At 63.7% G+C, this 15,138-nt stretch carries 18 protein-coding genes; 13 read left to right on the top strand and 5 right to left on the bottom strand.

Annotation, left to right across the window (positions count from 1 at the left end; all coding sequences use genetic code 11):
• Positions 1–5 precede the first annotated feature (5 nt).
• The 3 genes from JQ558_RS09130 to JQ558_RS09120 all read right to left on the bottom strand — a co-directional run bounded on the left by JQ558_RS09130 (position 6) and on the right by JQ558_RS09120 (position 2,653).
• Positions 6–713: a DUF1045 domain-containing protein gene (locus tag JQ558_RS09130; RefSeq protein WP_212293444.1), complete on the bottom strand. Its 708-nt coding sequence runs from the start codon at positions 711–713 to the stop codon at positions 6–8.
• An 81-nt stretch (positions 714–794) separates the two neighbouring features.
• A complete protein-coding gene (locus JQ558_RS09125; protein WP_212293443.1) occupies positions 795–1,988 on the bottom strand; it encodes an alpha-D-ribose 1-methylphosphonate 5-triphosphate diphosphatase in 1,194 nt (397 codons plus the stop codon).
• Positions 1,985–2,653 carry a chloramphenicol acetyltransferase gene (locus JQ558_RS09120; protein ID WP_212293442.1) on the bottom strand — a complete coding sequence of 223 codons (669 nt, stop codon included), beginning with the start codon at positions 2,651–2,653 and terminating at the stop codon, positions 1,985–1,987. Before JQ558_RS09120 ends, JQ558_RS09125 begins: the two co-directional genes overlap by 4 nt.
• Positions 2,654–2,851: 198 nt before the next feature.
• On the opposite strand from JQ558_RS09120, the gene phnC reads away from it, so the two are divergent.
• The 4 genes from phnC (at position 2,852) to phnE (JQ558_RS09100) (ending at position 6,498) form a co-directional block, all read left to right on the top strand.
• Positions 2,852–3,667, top strand: a complete 816-nt coding sequence (phnC, locus tag JQ558_RS09115) for a phosphonate ABC transporter ATP-binding protein (protein WP_212274899.1) — start codon at positions 2,852–2,854, stop codon at positions 3,665–3,667.
• Positions 3,668–3,747: 80 nt separating this feature from the next.
• A complete protein-coding gene (gene phnD / locus JQ558_RS09110) occupies positions 3,748–4,686 on the top strand; it encodes a phosphonate ABC transporter substrate-binding protein (protein ID WP_212293441.1) in 939 nt (312 codons plus the stop codon).
• A gap of 82 nt (positions 4,687–4,768) precedes the next feature.
• Positions 4,769–5,653: a phosphonate ABC transporter, permease protein PhnE gene (gene phnE / locus JQ558_RS09105; RefSeq protein ID WP_212293440.1), complete on the top strand. Its 885-nt coding sequence runs from the start codon at positions 4,769–4,771 to the stop codon at positions 5,651–5,653.
• Complete coding sequence (gene phnE, locus JQ558_RS09100) at positions 5,650–6,498, top strand: phosphonate ABC transporter, permease protein PhnE (RefSeq protein WP_212293439.1); 849 nt, start codon at positions 5,650–5,652, stop codon at positions 6,496–6,498. The genes phnE (JQ558_RS09105) and phnE (JQ558_RS09100) overlap by 4 nt, the downstream gene beginning before the upstream one ends.
• A 103-nt stretch (positions 6,499–6,601) precedes the next feature.
• On the opposite strand, the gene phnF is transcribed toward phnE (JQ558_RS09100), so the two are convergent.
• A complete protein-coding gene (phnF, locus tag JQ558_RS09095; RefSeq protein ID WP_212293438.1) occupies positions 6,602–7,330 on the bottom strand; it encodes a phosphonate metabolism transcriptional regulator PhnF in 729 nt (242 codons plus the stop codon).
• Positions 7,331–7,448: 118 nt separating this feature from the next.
• Here phnF and phnG point away from each other — a divergent pair, with 118 nt between their 5' ends.
• Genes phnG through JQ558_RS09050 form a run of 9 tightly spaced genes read left to right on the top strand, consistent with a single transcriptional unit; the run spans position 7,449 to position 14,378 of the window.
• Positions 7,449–7,907: a phosphonate C-P lyase system protein PhnG gene (phnG, locus tag JQ558_RS09090; RefSeq protein WP_212274894.1), complete on the top strand. Its 459-nt coding sequence runs from the start codon at positions 7,449–7,451 to the stop codon at positions 7,905–7,907.
• The gene (gene phnH / locus JQ558_RS09085) at positions 7,907–8,515 is read left to right on the top strand and encodes a phosphonate C-P lyase system protein PhnH (protein ID WP_212293437.1); all 609 of its coding nucleotides are present in this window, start codon (positions 7,907–7,909) and stop codon (positions 8,513–8,515) included. The genes phnG and phnH overlap by 1 nt, the downstream gene beginning before the upstream one ends.
• 2 nt (positions 8,516–8,517) lie before the next feature.
• A complete protein-coding gene (locus JQ558_RS09080; protein ID WP_212293436.1) occupies positions 8,518–9,621 on the top strand; it encodes a carbon-phosphorus lyase complex subunit PhnI in 1,104 nt (367 codons plus the stop codon).
• Positions 9,618–10,502: an alpha-D-ribose 1-methylphosphonate 5-phosphate C-P-lyase PhnJ gene (locus JQ558_RS09075; RefSeq protein ID WP_212293435.1), complete on the top strand. Its 885-nt coding sequence runs from the start codon at positions 9,618–9,620 to the stop codon at positions 10,500–10,502. Before JQ558_RS09080 ends, JQ558_RS09075 begins: the two co-directional genes overlap by 4 nt.
• Complete coding sequence (gene phnK, locus JQ558_RS09070; protein WP_212293434.1) at positions 10,495–11,286, top strand: phosphonate C-P lyase system protein PhnK; 792 nt, start codon at positions 10,495–10,497, stop codon at positions 11,284–11,286. The genes JQ558_RS09075 and phnK overlap by 8 nt, the downstream gene beginning before the upstream one ends.
• A 9-nt stretch (positions 11,287–11,295) precedes the next feature.
• Positions 11,296–11,994, top strand: a complete 699-nt coding sequence (gene phnL, locus JQ558_RS09065; protein WP_212293433.1) for a phosphonate C-P lyase system protein PhnL — start codon at positions 11,296–11,298, stop codon at positions 11,992–11,994.
• Between the two features lie 14 nt (positions 11,995–12,008).
• Positions 12,009–13,166, top strand: coding sequence for an alpha-D-ribose 1-methylphosphonate 5-triphosphate diphosphatase (locus tag JQ558_RS09060; protein ID WP_212293432.1), 1,158 nt, complete (start codon positions 12,009–12,011; stop codon positions 13,164–13,166).
• Positions 13,163–13,753 (top strand): phosphonate metabolism protein/1,5-bisphosphokinase (PRPP-forming) PhnN, encoded by a 591-nt coding sequence (gene phnN, locus JQ558_RS09055; protein ID WP_212293431.1) that lies wholly within the window; start codon positions 13,163–13,165, stop codon positions 13,751–13,753. The genes JQ558_RS09060 and phnN overlap by 4 nt, the downstream gene beginning before the upstream one ends.
• A gap of 13 nt (positions 13,754–13,766) precedes the next feature.
• Positions 13,767–14,378: a pyridoxamine 5'-phosphate oxidase family protein gene (locus JQ558_RS09050; RefSeq protein ID WP_212293430.1), complete on the top strand. Its 612-nt coding sequence runs from the start codon at positions 13,767–13,769 to the stop codon at positions 14,376–14,378.
• Positions 14,379–14,788: 410 nt separating this feature from the next.
• On the opposite strand, the gene JQ558_RS09045 is transcribed toward JQ558_RS09050, so the two are convergent.
• Positions 14,789–14,986 carry a hypothetical protein gene (locus JQ558_RS09045; protein ID WP_212293429.1) on the bottom strand — a complete coding sequence of 66 codons (198 nt, stop codon included), beginning with the start codon at positions 14,984–14,986 and terminating at the stop codon, positions 14,789–14,791.
• Positions 14,987–15,138 lie beyond the last annotated feature (152 nt).

Below are 15,138 nucleotides of genomic sequence, written 5' to 3'. Positions count from 1 at the left end.
TGCGCCTAACCCTGGCCTGGCATGAGGACGAATTGCCTGGCGATCCGGAAGCGGGAATCCGCGCTGTCCTGACGGAATAACGCGAGCCGGTCGATCGCGAGCGTCTCGAGGCCGAGCGTGGAAAACCTATTCCTCAGCATCGCCAGAACGGTCTCCAGCCGGCTTGCGTCAAGCCGGCCTGTTAACGTCATGTGGAATCGAAACTCTTCCATCACGTAGGGATAGCCCCAGCGGTCGAGATGAGCGCGCTGCGCCGATGTCAGGCGGGAAGGATTGCGGCGCGCACGGTCCGCTTCGGTGAGCGGCGCGCGGAACATATCGAATTCGCTGACGCAGTCGGCCGCAAGCCGGATCAAATCACGCGGCGGCTCTGCCGGGATGACAGCAATGAAGCCGCTGATCGAGCCGACCACCGGCCTGATCACTGGAATCGCCCGGGCCGTTGCGGCGAAGGCGGCACACGCCGCGAGGAGTTCTGCTTCAGTCCTGCCTTGTGCCAGCGACAAGGGTGCCTTCAGCGTGGCGTGAAAGCCGTAATTGCGGGGATCGGCGGTCAGGTCCTGCCAATCCGGCGCAGCGCTGGCGACATCTACCGGAAACGGCAGGTCTTCGCCGCCGAAGGCGTCATAGCCAAGCAACTGCGAGCCGAAGCGGTTGAGATCGCTGGCCTGCGCCGGGGCGTAGTAGATCGCGTAACGCGGATAATTCGACATCGGTGCAGACTAAAGCGTTTTCGAGCGAAGTGGAGCCCGGTTCGCGTGAAGAAAACGCGTCAAGACAAAAGACTCGGCGCGTCAGGCGGCCGCAACCGTCTTGCGCGGCGCCGTTGAGGGACTGCGCAGGCGGCCAGCTTCCGTCAGATGCACCAGGCGTCCCGCGGCCATGACGGCGACGACACGCGGCCGCAACGGCACCTTGTCATCGACGAAGATGATGTCGGCACGCTGGCCGGCGGCGAGAACGCCGCGATCGGTGAGGCCGGCGGCGCGGGCGGGGGCTGAGGATATCAGCTGCCAGGCCTCGGCCAGCGGCAGCACGCCATCCGAAGCGAGGCGGAACGCTGCCAATAGCTGCGCCGGATAATAGTAATCCGACGCCAGCACCGAGCATAAGCCCTTGGCGATCATGTCGGAGGCCTTGGTCCAGCCGGTATGACTGCCGCCGCGGACGACATTGGGCGCGCCGAACACGATGAAGTCGCCGGCCTCTGCCGCCTCACGTGCGGTTTCCTCGTTGACCGGAAACTCGGCGATGCCGACGCCCTGCGCCCGAAACGCCTTCCGCACCTCGGTGCTTTCGTCGTCATGCGACAGCATGCGCACGTTGGCGTCACGCGCCGCTTTCGCCAGCCGGGCGATCGAGGCCGGCACCTCGTGCGCGCGGCCGACGACGCTCGCCACCAGCAAATCGAACGCCTCGTTCGAAAGCCCGGTGCGTTCGACCATGCGGCTGCGCTTTTGCGGCTTGTCGAGGTTGGCGACCGTCCCATCCATGTGGTCGTTGAATGCGAACAGGTCGATGCGCCCGTCCGACAGCCATTCGATGATCTCGGCCTCGGCGTCGAGATTGTAGGTCTCGTGACGCAGATGGAAGCGGGTATCGGCCGAAAGCTGCGGCCGCATCGACTCGATCGCTTCCAGGAGCCGCCTTGCATTATCGCCAGAGCGCAGGCCCGGCTCCCACGACCACGTCGTGCCATGATAGACCGTGGTGATCCCGTTGCTGATCGCCTGCCGGTCGCTGTCACCAAGGGCGACGTCGATCGGGAAATCGACGCCCGGGCGCGGCATCATCTGCCGTTCGAACGCATCGCCATGAAGATCGACGATCCCCGGCAACACCAGCAAGCCGCCGGCGTCGATGCCCAGCGAAGCGCGGCCCTGGTCGACGCCGATGGCGCTGATGTCACGGCCAGCGATCCGCAGCGAGGCCTCGTGGATTTCTTGGCCGAGCAGGGCTCGGCCGCCTTCGATGAAAATGTCAGTCACGATGCTGCACCCTGATGCCTGATCTGCGCGCGGACCGAGCCCGTGCCTGCTTCGTATTTTGCCAGAAAATCCTCTACCGTGAGCTTGCGGAAATCGGGCAGGGCGCAGCGCAGCGTCTCATGGTCCCAATTCCACCAGGCAAGCTCGGCGAGCCGGCCGGCGACCTCTTCCGAAAACCGCCGCTTGATCGGCCGCGCCGGATTGCCGCCGACGATGGTGTAGGCCGGGACGTCCTTGGTCACGATCGCGCCGGCGGCGACCACGGCGCCGGTGCCGACGTTGCGGCCGGGCAGGATGATCGCGCCATGGCCGATCCAGACGTCATGGCCGATATGGATTTGGTGCGCGCGCCGCCATTCGAAGAACGCGGCGTCGTCGCTCTCGCCGGAAAAATAGGCGCTGGCCCGGTACGTGAAGTGCGCCTGAGTCGCGCGGTGCATCGGGTGATTGCCCGGATTGATCCTGGTCATTGCCGCGATCGAGCAGAATTTGCCGATGGAAGTGTAGGTGATCTGGGCGTCATTGACGACGTAGGAATAGTCGTCCATCGACACTTCATGCAGGATCGTGCGCGCGCCGACTTCGCAATAGGCACCGAGCCGGGTGTCGTGCAATTTCGCCGTGGGATCGACGGTCGGGTCGACTGAAAGCATTTTGCCGGCCATACGGGCGTCTCTCCGCGACAAAGGTGGTGTCACGATGGCACGTCATCAATGGGCATGATGACATCTTCGTGACGGTTGCATGACGGATATCGCGTGGGCGATGAGGGTGTGGACGACGCCGCACCGCAGCGTGATTGTCACACAACTGTAAAGTCCAATCGCTAGCGATGATCCACGAGTGGGATTCTGGAGCATTGCATGCTGGTAGTGGAAGGTTTGACGTGCCGTTTCGGCACAAAAGCCGCAGTGGATGATGCGTCATTCTCCATCGCGCCCGGCAGCTTCGTCGGCGTGATCGGCCGCTCCGGCGCCGGCAAGTCGACGCTGCTGCGGATGATCAATCGCCTCGCGGAGCCTTCCGAAGGCCGCATCCTGTTTGAAGGCGTCGACGTGACCGCGCTGCGCGGCAAGGATTTGCGGCAGTGGCGCGCGCGCTCGGCGATGATCTTTCAGCAGTTCAATCTGGTCGGCCGGCTCGATGTGCTGACCAATGTGCTGATGGGGCGGCTCGCCGAAATCCCGTCCTGGCGTTCGCTGACGCAAACCTGGCCCGAACGGGACAAGGCGCTGGCGATGTCGGCGCTCGAGCAGTTCGACATGGCTTCGCTTGCAGCCCAGCGCGCCGACCAGCTCTCCGGAGGTCAGCAGCAGCGGGTCGCGATCGCGCGTGCGCTGGTGCAGGAGCCGGATATCATTCTCGCCGACGAGCCGATCGCTTCGCTCGATCCACGCAACACGAGGATCGTGATGGATGCACTGCTGCGCATCAACAAGCATTTCGGCATCACCGTGATCTGCAATCTGCATTCGCTCGATCTGGCGCGAGCCTATTGTGACCGCCTGATCGGCATGTCCGCGGGCCGCATCGTGTTCGACGGGGCGCCGGCGACGCTGACCGACCTCATTGCGCGCGAGCTTTACGATCTCGAAGCCAACGACGTCATGGGCGCAGCACCCGCACATGCGCCCGATGGAGCCGCCGTCCCTGAGCTGGGCACTGCGGCGGCGGCCTGAGCGTTTCGTCTGTAACAGGGCGGCCGCTTGCAAAGCTGCAAACCGCCGAAAAAATGCGTAACACAACAAGAGGGCACACCATGATCAATCGTCGTATCGTTCTGGCCGGCGCGGCCGCGCTGGCGTTTTCGGCCTCCGCCGCTTCTGCGCAGGACTGGAAGGGCAAATATCCGGAACTGACCTTCGCCGTCGTGCCGGCGGAAAACGCTTCGGGCGTGACCGAACGCTGGGCGCCGTTCGTCGCCTATCTCTCCAAGGAGCTCGGCGTGAAAGTCACGCTGCGCATTGCCAACGATTATGCCGCCGTCATCGAAGGCCAGCGTTCCGGCAACATCCATATCGCCAGCTACGGCTCGGCGTCGTTCGCGCGCGCGCGGATGACCGGCGTCAAGACCGACGCGTTCGCCAACGACATCAATGCCGATGGCTCTACGGGTTATTACTCGGTGTTCTTCGTCAAGGCGTCGAGCCCGTACAAGAACATCGACCAGCTGAAGGGCAAGAATCTGGCTTTGGTCGATCCGAATTCGACGTCGGGCAACAACGTGCCGCGCTTCGAACTCGACAAGCTGGGCATCTCCGATGCCGACACGTATTTTGGCAAGGTCGTGTTCAGCGGCAGCCATGAGAACGCCATCCTGGCGCTCACGCAGGGCACCGTCGAAGTCGCTGCCAATCAATGGACCACCGACGACGACTCCACGCTGGCCCAGATGCTGACCAAGGGCATGCTGAAGAACGCCGACGGCACAGCGATGAAGAAGGATGATTTCCGGATCGTGCATAAATCCGCGCCCATTCTCAATGGGCCCTATGCCTATAATTCGGACCTTCCGGCAGATTTGAAGGCCGCCATCGGCAAGGCGTTTGCGGATGCACCGACCAAGGACAAGGCCGCCTTCGAGCGTCTTTCCGACGGCCAGAAAAAAGCCTTCAATCCCGCCACGACAAAGGATTGGGACGGCATGATCGACCTGATCAAGTTCGTGGACAATCTTCGCAAGAAGAAGGCGTCCTGATCGATCGGCGGAGCGAGACCAGGCCGGGTCCATGCGACCCGGTCTTTTTCCGTTCAGGACATAACCGGCACAGCAGCCTTCCATGACATCAGCCGTATCCATCCTTCCAGCCCAGCAACTTGCGGCACTCAACGACGCGTATCGTGCGGCGGTGGCGCGCAAGCGGCTGCGGATGACGCTGGCAACGGCGGTATTCTTTGCCGTTCTCGTCATCGCCGCCATCGGCGCCGAGGTGAATCCGGTCACGTTCGTCAACAAGATCGGAAATTTCGTCAGCTACTTCGACCGCATCGGCACGCTGGAAAGCGGCGCGCGGGTCTGGTCCGATATCGGCGAGTGGTTCTGGGGTTGGAAAAAATGGCTGGCGCTGCTCGGCGAGACCGTCCTGATCAGTTACGTCGGTACCCTGGCCGGGGCGATCCTTGCTTTTGCGCTCAATTTTCTGGCCGCCGAAAATACCTCGCCGGCGCCATGGCTGCGGTTTACCATTCGCCGCCTGATGGAATTCTGCCGTACCGTTCCGGACATCGTGTTCGCGTTGATCTTCGTGATTGCGTTCGGTCTCGGGCCGATGGCCGGGGTTCTCGCCATCATGATCCATTCGGTCGGCGCGCTCGGCAAATTGTATTCCGAAATCGTCGAGAACATCGACATGAAGCCGGTCGAGGGGGTGCGATCGACCGGCGCGAGCTGGATCGCGTGCATCCGCTTCTCCGTCGTGCCGCAGGTCGCGGCGGGTTTTGCCAGCTACACATTGCTGCGCTTTGAGATCAATGTGCGCGGCGCGTCGGTGATGGGTTTCGTCGGAGCCGGCGGCATCGGCCAGGAACTCGTCGTCGCCGTCAGAAAGTTCTTTTATTCCGACGTCAGTGCGATCCTGCTGATGATCATTGTCACCGTGTTCCTGATTGATATCGGCACCGGATGGGCGCGCGGGCGGCTGTTCGGCAAGGAGGCACGGGCATGACACGGTTGCTGGCACCGGACTCCGGGGATTTGCGTGGCCGCTATCCCGAGGTTTTCGACCGGCCGGCTTCCTCCCGTCTCGCGATCCCCGCGATGCTGCTCGCAGCATTCGGGATCTTCGTGTTCGGGCTTGTAGAGCTGGAGTTTTCGCCGGCACGGATGCTGGCCGGGTTGAGCCAGCTCGGCTGGATCACGATGATGATGATCCCGCCCGATCCCGGCGGTTCGCTCCCGGTCTATCTCGTTGCACTCGGTGAAACACTGTCGATCGCGATGCTGGGCACGACCCTTGCCGCGTTGCTGGCGCTGCCGGTCAGTCTGCTGGCGGCAAAGAACATCGTGCCGTCGAGTATCTTCCGCTTCCCGGTCCGCCGCTTTCTCGATTCGATCCGCGGCGTCGACACGCTGATCTGGGCGCTGGTCTGGATCAACGTTGTCGGGCTTGGGCCGTTCGCGGGCGTGCTGGCGATTGCGGTGGCGGACTTTGGCGCGTTCGGCAAATTGTTCTCCGAAGCGATCGAGGCCGCCGACAAGAAACAGGTCGAGGGCATCCGGGCCTCCGGCGGCAATGCGCTGCACGAAATACGGTTTGGGCTGATGCCGCAGGTGCTGCCTGTGATCGCAGGGCAGGTGCTCTATTTCATCGAGTCGAACACCCGCTCGGCCACCATCATCGGCATCGTCGGCGCCGGCGGCATTGGATTGCAGCTGGCCGAGCAGATCCGGGTGCTGGAATGGCAGAAAGTCTCATTCCTGATCCTGATGATCCTGGTGGCAGTCGCCGCCATCGACTGGATTTCGGGCAAGCTGCGGTTTGCGATCATCGGCCAGCGCGCGGTGGTTTGATGGCAGCCCGTAGGGTGGGCAAAGGCGCACTTGCGCCGTGCCCACCAATCCTTTGTTGGGGAAGCAAGAGGTGGGCACGCTTCGCTTTGCCCACCCTACAAGCCTAATCGCTTTCCACCAGAAACTCGACGCGTTCGGCGGCAAAGCGCGAGCGCTTGGTCACGATTGGCTTGCCGTCGGGATCGACGTCGGTGCTGTCGACCACCAGCACCGGGCGGCCGAGCGCGAGATCGAGCCGTGCGGCGTCGCTGGCGTCGGTTATGGCGGCGGTGATGCGGGTGGAATATCTGCGGTAATCGCGGATGCCGTAATGTGCGACCAGCTTGGTCATCGAGCGCACGCTGGCAAAGACCCGTCCCGCGTCAGGGAAGCGCTCGGCGGAGAGCCATGAGGTGCTGACGCAGATCGGCGTCCGGTCGGCCAGCCGCAGCGCCTCGATCCGGACCAGGGGTGCGCCCGTCTTCAGTCCGAGTTCCCGCGCCAGTTCACGTGTAGCGACATCGTCGGACGCTGCGATCAACTGGCCACGCGGTTCATGGCCGCCGGCGCCGACGATTTCGGAAAACCGCGTCCGCGAGCGCAAGGGATAGGCGAGGCGTTGGGCCTCGACATAAGTACCGCTGCCGCGCTCGGCGCGCACCAGCCCGCGTTCGGCGAGCGTCGCCAGCGCCCGGCGCACGGTATGGCGGTTGACCCGATAGGTCTCGGCGATCTCCATCTCGCCCGGCAGCTTCTCACCCGCGGCGAAGCGGCCCTCGGCAATGCCGCGTTCGATCCCGTCGGCGACCTGCCGCCACAACGCCACACCGGTGGCCGCGTCCTGCATGCTCATGCTGCAAATATATCCGGGACGGTCATCCGAAAAACAACCTTGTTGTCACCAAACAGTCATGGCGTTTGGTTATGAAGTTGTCTATTAGCATAGACAACTTGATTCCGGCAAGGTGGATATGACGGCAACCGAGAACGACAAGCAGGCGCAGCGCAAGGCGGTCATGGCGGTGCTGGCGCACTCCGATCCATCAGAGATATCCGGCCGTCTGGCGGCGATCACGCTGCCTGATCACGAGAATCTGCGCGAGCCGGAGAACGGCCTTGTGATGGTGCGCGGCCGTATCGGCGGCGACGGCTCTGCCTTCAATCTCGGCGAAGCAACGGTATCGCGCGCGGCGGTGCGGCTTTCGACCGGCCAGGTCGGCTTCGGCTACACGCTCGGCCGCGACAGGGAAAAGGCGCGCATGATCGCGCTGTGCGACGCCATGGTGCAGTCGGATGAATTCGCTGGCCTCATTGAGACGAAGGTGATCGCGCCGCTGCGCGCGGCGATATCTGCGAAACGGAGCCGCAAGGCGGCCGAGGCCGCGGCGACGCGGGTCGATTTCTACACCTTGGTGCGGGGAGAGGGCTGATGACGACGGTTGCCGAACTGCCCGCAGGATTTGCCGACAAGGTGTTGTCGGCGCAATCAACCTTCCGCTCCGTGATGGACGCGATGGCACGTCCCGGCAGCGTGCAGCGCATTGCGGCCGTCGCCGGCACGCCCGCCGCCATGATGCGCGGCACCGCGGCTATTGCGCTGACCCTGTTCGACCATGATACGCCGATCTGGCTCGACAGCCGGATGTCGGAAACATCCGACGTTGCCAAATGGCTCAAGTTCCACACCAGCGCGCCTGTGATCGCGGATTCCTCGATCAGCAGCTTTGCCCTGATCGGCAGCCCCCGCGAACTTCCGGCGCTCGACCGCTTCGCGTTCGGCAGCAATGAATACCCGGATCGTTCGACGACGCTGATCCTGCAGATCGACAGCCTGACGCAGGGTCCCGCCCTCGAGCTGCGCGGCCCCGGCATCGACGGCACAGCGATCCTGCAAGCCGCGATCCAGCCGCATGATCTGTTCGAACGGCTCGCCATCAACGTGGCGCTGTTTCCGCGCGGCATCGACGTGGTGCTGGTCCATGACGATGCGATCGTCGCGATACCGCGCACCACGCGGCTGGTAGCGAGGGGAGGCTAGTTATGTACGTTGCCGTCAAGGGAGGCGAACGCGCCATCGAGAACGCTCATCGGCTGCTGGCGCATGAGCGGCGCGGCGACCGTGACGTTCCCGAGGTCTCGCTGTCCCAGATCTCCGAGCAGTTGTCGCTCGGCGTCGACCGGGTCATGACCGAGGGTTCGCTGTACGATCGCGAACTCGCCGCGCTCGCGATCAAGCAGGCGCGCGGCGACATGATCGAGGCGATCTTCCTGGTCCGCGCGTTCCGCGCCACGCTGCCGCGCTTCGGCACCACCGAGCCGGTCGATACCGGCGCGATGCAAGTGCGGCGGCGGATTTCCTCGACCTTCAAGGACATTCCGGGCGGGCAAATCCTCGGCCCGACCTTCGATTATACCCATCGTTTGCTGGACCCACAGCTTGCTGAGGGGTTTTCCCCGGAAACGCCGGAGACCAGCGAAGCCTCGCTCGCGGCGACGCCGCGCGTGACCGACATTCTTGGCCGTGACGGCCTGATCGAGCCGTCGCCGGCAGCGGATGCCGAGACGCCGGTCGGCGACCTCACGCGCGAGCCGCTCAGCTTCCCGGCGGATCGCGACCTGCGCCTGCAGAACCTGGCGCGCGCCGACGAAGGCTTTCTGCTGGCGCTTGGCTATTCCTCGCAACGCGGCTACGGCCGCAACCATCCGTTTGCCGGCGAAATCCGCTTCGGCGAAGTCGAGATCGAATTCATGGCCGAGGATGTCGGCTTCGCCGTGCCGCTCGGCGCGATTGCGATGACCGAATGCCAGATGGTCAACCAGTTCAAGGGCTCGGCCACCGAAGCTCCGTGCTTTACGCGTGGCTATGGGCTGGCGTTCGGGCAGAGCGAGCGCAAGACCATGTCGATGGCGCTGGTCGATCGTACGCTACGTGCCCGGGAGCTCGGCGAGGAGGTGATCGCACCGGCCCAGGACGAAGAGTTCGTGATGTCGCATTCGGACAATGTGCAGGCGACCGGTTTCGTCGAACATCTCAAGCTGCCGCACTACGTGGACTTCCAGTCCGAACTCGGCCTGCTGCGCAAACTGCGCAAGGAGTTCACTGAGGCCACGGAATCGGCGCCGATGCAGGAGGCTGCGGAATGAACGCGCCAACGTATAATTTCGCCTATCTCGACGAACAGACCAAGCGGATGATCCGCCGCGCGATCCTCAAAGCGATCGCGATCCCCGGCTATCAGGTGCCGTTTGCCAGCCGGGAAATGCCGATGCCCTATGGCTGGGGCACCGGCGGCGTGCAGGTCACGGCCGCGATCCTGGGACCCGAGGACGTGCTGAAGGTGATCGACCAGGGTTCCGATGACACCACCAACGCGATCTCGATCCGAAAGTTCTTCGGCAAGACCGCGGGCGTCGCGACCACGACCGCCACGGCGGACGCCACTGTGATCCAGACAAGGCACCGGATACCGGAAGCGCCGCTGCATGGCGGGCAGGTGCTGGTGTATCAGGTGCCGATCCCCGAACCGTTGCGGTTCCTCGAGCCACGTGAGACCGAGACAAGGCGCATGCATGCGCTTGGCGAATACGGCCTGATGCACGTCAAGCTGTATGAAGACATCGCGCGCTTCGGCCACATCGCGACGTCCTACGCCTATCCGGTCAAGGTGAACGCGCGTTACGTGATGGACCCGTCGCCGACGCCGAAATTCGACAATCCGAAGATGGACAATTGCGCGGCGTTGCAATTGTTCGGCGCCGGCCGCGAGAAGCGCATCTACGCGATCCCGCCGCATACCACGGTGGTGTCGCTCGATTTCGAGGATCATCCCTTCACGCGCTACCGATTTGACGCGCCCTGCGCGCTGTGCGGTGCCGGCGATTCCTATCTCGATGAAATCGTCACCGACGACAAGGGCGGCCGGATGTTCGTTTGTTCGGATACCGATTATTGCGAGAGCCGCCAATCGGCCGGCCATCGCGGCAGCGAAAGCGCGGCACCGCACAAGGAGAGGGCGCATGGCTGAGCAAACCCTCGACGATCAACCGCTGCTGGTCGCCGAAAACCTCGGCAAGACCTATGGGAAGCTGATTGCCTGCCGCGACGTCTCCTTTGCGCTCTATCCCGGCGAGGTGCTGGCTGTGGTCGGCGAGTCCGGATCGGGCAAGTCGACGCTGCTGCAGTTGCTGTCGGCCCAGCTGGCGCCAACGACGGGCAGCGTCTCCTACCGGATGCGCGACGGCGTGCTGCGCGATCTTGCTGCATTGGGCGAGGCCGAGCGGCGCTTCCTGTTCCGCACCGACTGGGGCTTTGTGCATCAGGACCCCGCGCAGGGCCTGCGGATGGCGGTCTCGGCCGGAGCCAATGTCGGCGAGCGGCTGATGGCGGTGGGATGGAATCATTACGGCCGGATTCGTGACACCGCGTCATCCTGGCTGGAGCGTGTCGAGATCGACACCGACCGTATCGACGACGCGCCGCGGACCTATTCGGGCGGCATGCGCCAGCGCCTGCAGATCGCGCGCAACCTCGTCACAGAACCGCGGCTGGTGTTCATGGACGAGCCGACCGGCGGCCTCGACGTATCGGTGCAGGCGCGGCTGCTCGACCTGATGCGCAACCTCGTCAGCGAATTGGGCCTCGCAGCCATCGTCGTCACCCACGATCTTGCGGTGGCGCGGCTGCTGTCGCACCGCGTGATGGTGATGAAGGGCGGCCGGGTCATCGAAACCGGGCTGACCGACCAGGTGCTCGACGATCCCCGCGAACCCTACACCCAGTTACTCGTCTCCTCGATTTTGCCGGCATGAGTTAGGCCAATGAACGCGATGATCGACATCACAAACGCCGAAAAAACCTTCACCATGCATCTGCAGGGCGGGGTCGAGCTGCCCGTCGTACGCGGGGTCTCGTTCCACGTTGTATCAGGCGAATGCGTTGTGCTGTCGGGACCCTCGGGCGCCGGCAAATCCTCGATCCTGAAGATGATCTTCGGCAACTACCGCTGCGACGGCGGCCGGATCGGCATCCGCCACCAGGGCACCGTGATCGATCTCGCCACCGCCGAACCGCGGCAGGTACTGAGCGTGCGCCGTTCCACCATCGGCTATGTCAGCCAGTTCTTGCGCGCGGTGCCGCGGGTCGCGACCATCGACGTGGTGGCCGAGCCCCTGATCGTGAACGGGATTGCCCGCGCAGAAGCGCGCGAGCAGGCCGGCTCCCTGCTGCGGCGGCTGAATATCCCCGAACGGCTGTGGGCGCTGCCGCCCTCGACGTTCTCGGGCGGTGAGCAGCAGCGCGTCAATATCGCGCGCGGCTTCATATCCGACCTGCCGATCCTGCTGCTGGACGAGCCGACGGCATCGCTCGACACCGCCAATCGCGCCGTCGTGGTTGAATTGATCGATCAGAAGAAACACGAGGGGGTGGCGATGGTGGCGATCGTCCATGACGACGAGATCCGCCATTTGATCGCGGACCGGATCGTCGATGTGACGTCGTTTGCCTCGGCGGCATAGGGAAGAGACGTGAGATGAGCGCAACGAAGCACGAAACCATTTTGGGCAATGCCGGCATCATCCTCGCCGATCGCGTGATCGCGCGCGGCTGGGTCGCCATATCAGATGGCCGTATCGCCGAATTCGACGAAGGCGATGCCCCCGGGCAAGCCGAGGACGCTGCCGGCGATCTGATCATGCCCGGCCTGATCGAGCTGCACACCGACCATCTCGAAGCGCACTACGTGCCGCGACCAAAAGTGTTCTGGGATCCGATCGCCGCGGTCGTCTCTTATGACGGACAGTTGGCGACTTCGGGCATCACCACGGTGCTGGACTCGCTGCGGGTCTGGCGCGAGGACGGCGCCGAGGAGGTCGATGGCAGGGCAGGCGTGCTCGCGAAGGCGATCACAACGGCGCGTGAGGAAAACCTGCTGCGCGCCGATCATTTCCTGCATCTGCGCTGCGAAATACCGATGCCGAGCGTCGTCGAGGAGGCAAAGGAACTGATCGACCGGCCGGACATCCGGCTGATGTCGTTGATGGACCACACGCCGGGGCAGCGCCAGTTCCGCGACGAGGTCAAGCTGCGCGACTATTACCGCGGCAAGGGTGGCGGCATGACCGACGCCGAGCTCGACGTGCTGTTCGAGCGGCGCTTTGCCTACCAGAAGACCTATGCCGCGGCCAACATGCGCGAGATCGTAGCATTGGCGCATCAGTACAAAATACCGCTCGCCAGCCATGACGACACGACCGAGGAAAACGTCATCGACGCCGTGCGCGACCGCGTCGCGGTGGCCGAGTTTCCGACCACGATGGAAGCCGCGCGCGGCCTGCACCAGGCCGGCATCGGCATCCTGATGGGCGCGCCGAATGTGGTGCGTGGTGGTTCGCATTCCGGAAACATCGCCGCCGTCGATCTCGCCCGCGAGGGACTGCTGGACATCCTGTCGTCCGACTACATTCCCTCGAGCCTGCTGATGGCAGCCCTGCAATTGCCGCGGCATGTTCCCGCAATTGATCTTGCTTCCGCCATCCGCACCGTCACCAAGACGCCGGCCGAGGCTGTGGGGCTTTCGGACCGCGGCGAAATCGCGGTCGGCAAGCGCGCCGACCTGATCCGAGTCCATGTGGCGCGCGACATCCCGGTGGTGCGCAGCGTCTGGCGGGAAGGGCAGCGTGTGGCATGACCGACATACTCACGACATCAACGGGCCATGCGGACGCAATCGGGCCGGGCCGACTCATTCTGTTGGTCGGACCGAGCGGCGCCGGCAAGGATACGCTGCTCGGGCTTGCCAGGGCCGCCTGCGCCGACGATGGCACCATCGCATTCCCGCGCCGCGTGATCACGCGGCAGGCCTCGGCCTCCGAGGACAATGAAGAGGTCAGCGCCGGCACTTTCGAGGCGGCGCTGGCGCGCGACGAATACGCCATGCATTGGGAAGCGCACGGCCACCGCTATGCAATATCGCGCGCCATCGACGACGAAATCCGCGCCGGGCACACTGTTGTCGGCAATGTTTCGCGCACCATCATTCCAGCGATGCGCCAGGCCTATGCCGACGTCACGGTGATCTCGATCACCGCGCCGCCGAACGTGCTTGCGGATCGGCTGGCGATGCGAAACCGCAGCAGCGACGGCAGGATCGAACAGCGCTTGAGCCGCACGGTCGATGAAGCCGCGCCCGACGTCACCATCGTCAATACCGGCAGCGCCGAATTTCACGCACGTCAGCTTGTGCGCGCGATCAAGGGCGAGAAGTGGGACGAGTAGAATAGGAGAAGCGATGACCATCGTCTCGACGATCGAACAACTCGAGGCCATCTACGGCTTTCCCAACGATGCTTCGACGGTGAAGGTCGCCGACCGCGTGACCCCGTCCTACCGGGCGCTGATGGATCAGTCGCCGTTCGCGGTGCTGGCGACCTGCGGGCCGGAAGGGCTGGATTGCTCGCCCCGCGGCGATCTCGCCGGCTTCGTGCGCATCCACGATGAAAAGACCCTGATGATGCCGGACCGGCGCGGGAACAACCGCTGCGACTCCCTCCGCAACATCGTGCGAGACCCGAGGATCGCGCTGCTGTTCCTGATTCCGGGCTCGGGCAGCACGCTGCGCGTCAACGGCCGCGCGCATGTTTCCGCCGAGCCCGAGCTGCTGGCGTCGTTCAAGATGGACGGCAAGGCGCCGCGCACCGTGATAGTCATGACGGTGGAGGAGATCTATTTCCAGTGCGCCCGCGCCATCGTCCGCGCCGATCTCTGGAATCCCGACAAGCGCGTCGATCCGAAGAACTTGCCGACACCAGGCGATATCCTGGCCGAGATGAGCGACAACACCGTGGGCGGCGAGAAATACGACCGCGAATGGCCGGAGCGTGCGCGGCAGACGATGTGGTGATTGCTGGTTCGCAAGCGCCGTTCGCTTTCCGGCTTAACAATCCGGCCTCTACTGCGGCAGGTCGGCTTCCCTTCGCTCTTTGAAGGAAGCCGCCCGGCTTGACCGGCCTCACGATTATCGTGACACTTCGGATCACCAGTCTCCGAAGGGGCGGAGGTGGCATTTCCAAACAGGGAGGTTTTGATGGTTCGTTTTTCAGCTGTCGTTGCAATTGCGTTCGCGCTTGCTGTTTTCGTCGGGGGATCGCTTGCGCAGGCCCAGAAGGCCTCAGACCCAAAGAGCCAGCCCGGTAGCGGCCAGTGCCGGCTTTCAAACGGACAAAAATGCTGATTTGATTTCGATCGGCCAGTGCGTAGCGCTGGCTGTCCTGGGCTCGCCGGCCATGCCGGTGAGCCCATTTTCGTCGGGTACTACCCTTGATTAGTTGCTGCGGGATCCTGACTTGCGGCGCTGCTGATGAATGCATTGAACCGCAGCGAGGCCTCGGCAAATCTCTTCAGAAACTCGGCCGTGCTTGCCTCGGCTTCGGGCAAGACATTGTCGACGAGCCCGCCACCCGCAACGGACTCAAGTTCCTCAACGCTCAGTTCGTGACTTTCACTGGTCATTGTCTCGCACCATTTTTGCGATGTCTCGCAGGCTGCGATCTTGGCGGACCACAATCAACGGAGATGTGACGTAAATCACGAAACGAAGGAGGCTGCCGGAGTGGTGGCTTCTTTGAGGTTTCCTGCCCGGTTGAGTGTTCTTAATGGGTCTG

Source organism: Bradyrhizobium sp. AUGA SZCCT0160 (genome assembly GCF_018130105.1).
Lineage (GTDB): Bacteria > Pseudomonadota > Alphaproteobacteria > Rhizobiales > Xanthobacteraceae > Bradyrhizobium.
Note: the sequence above shows the minus strand (reverse complement) of the source record. Positions and strands in the feature narration are given on the sequence as shown.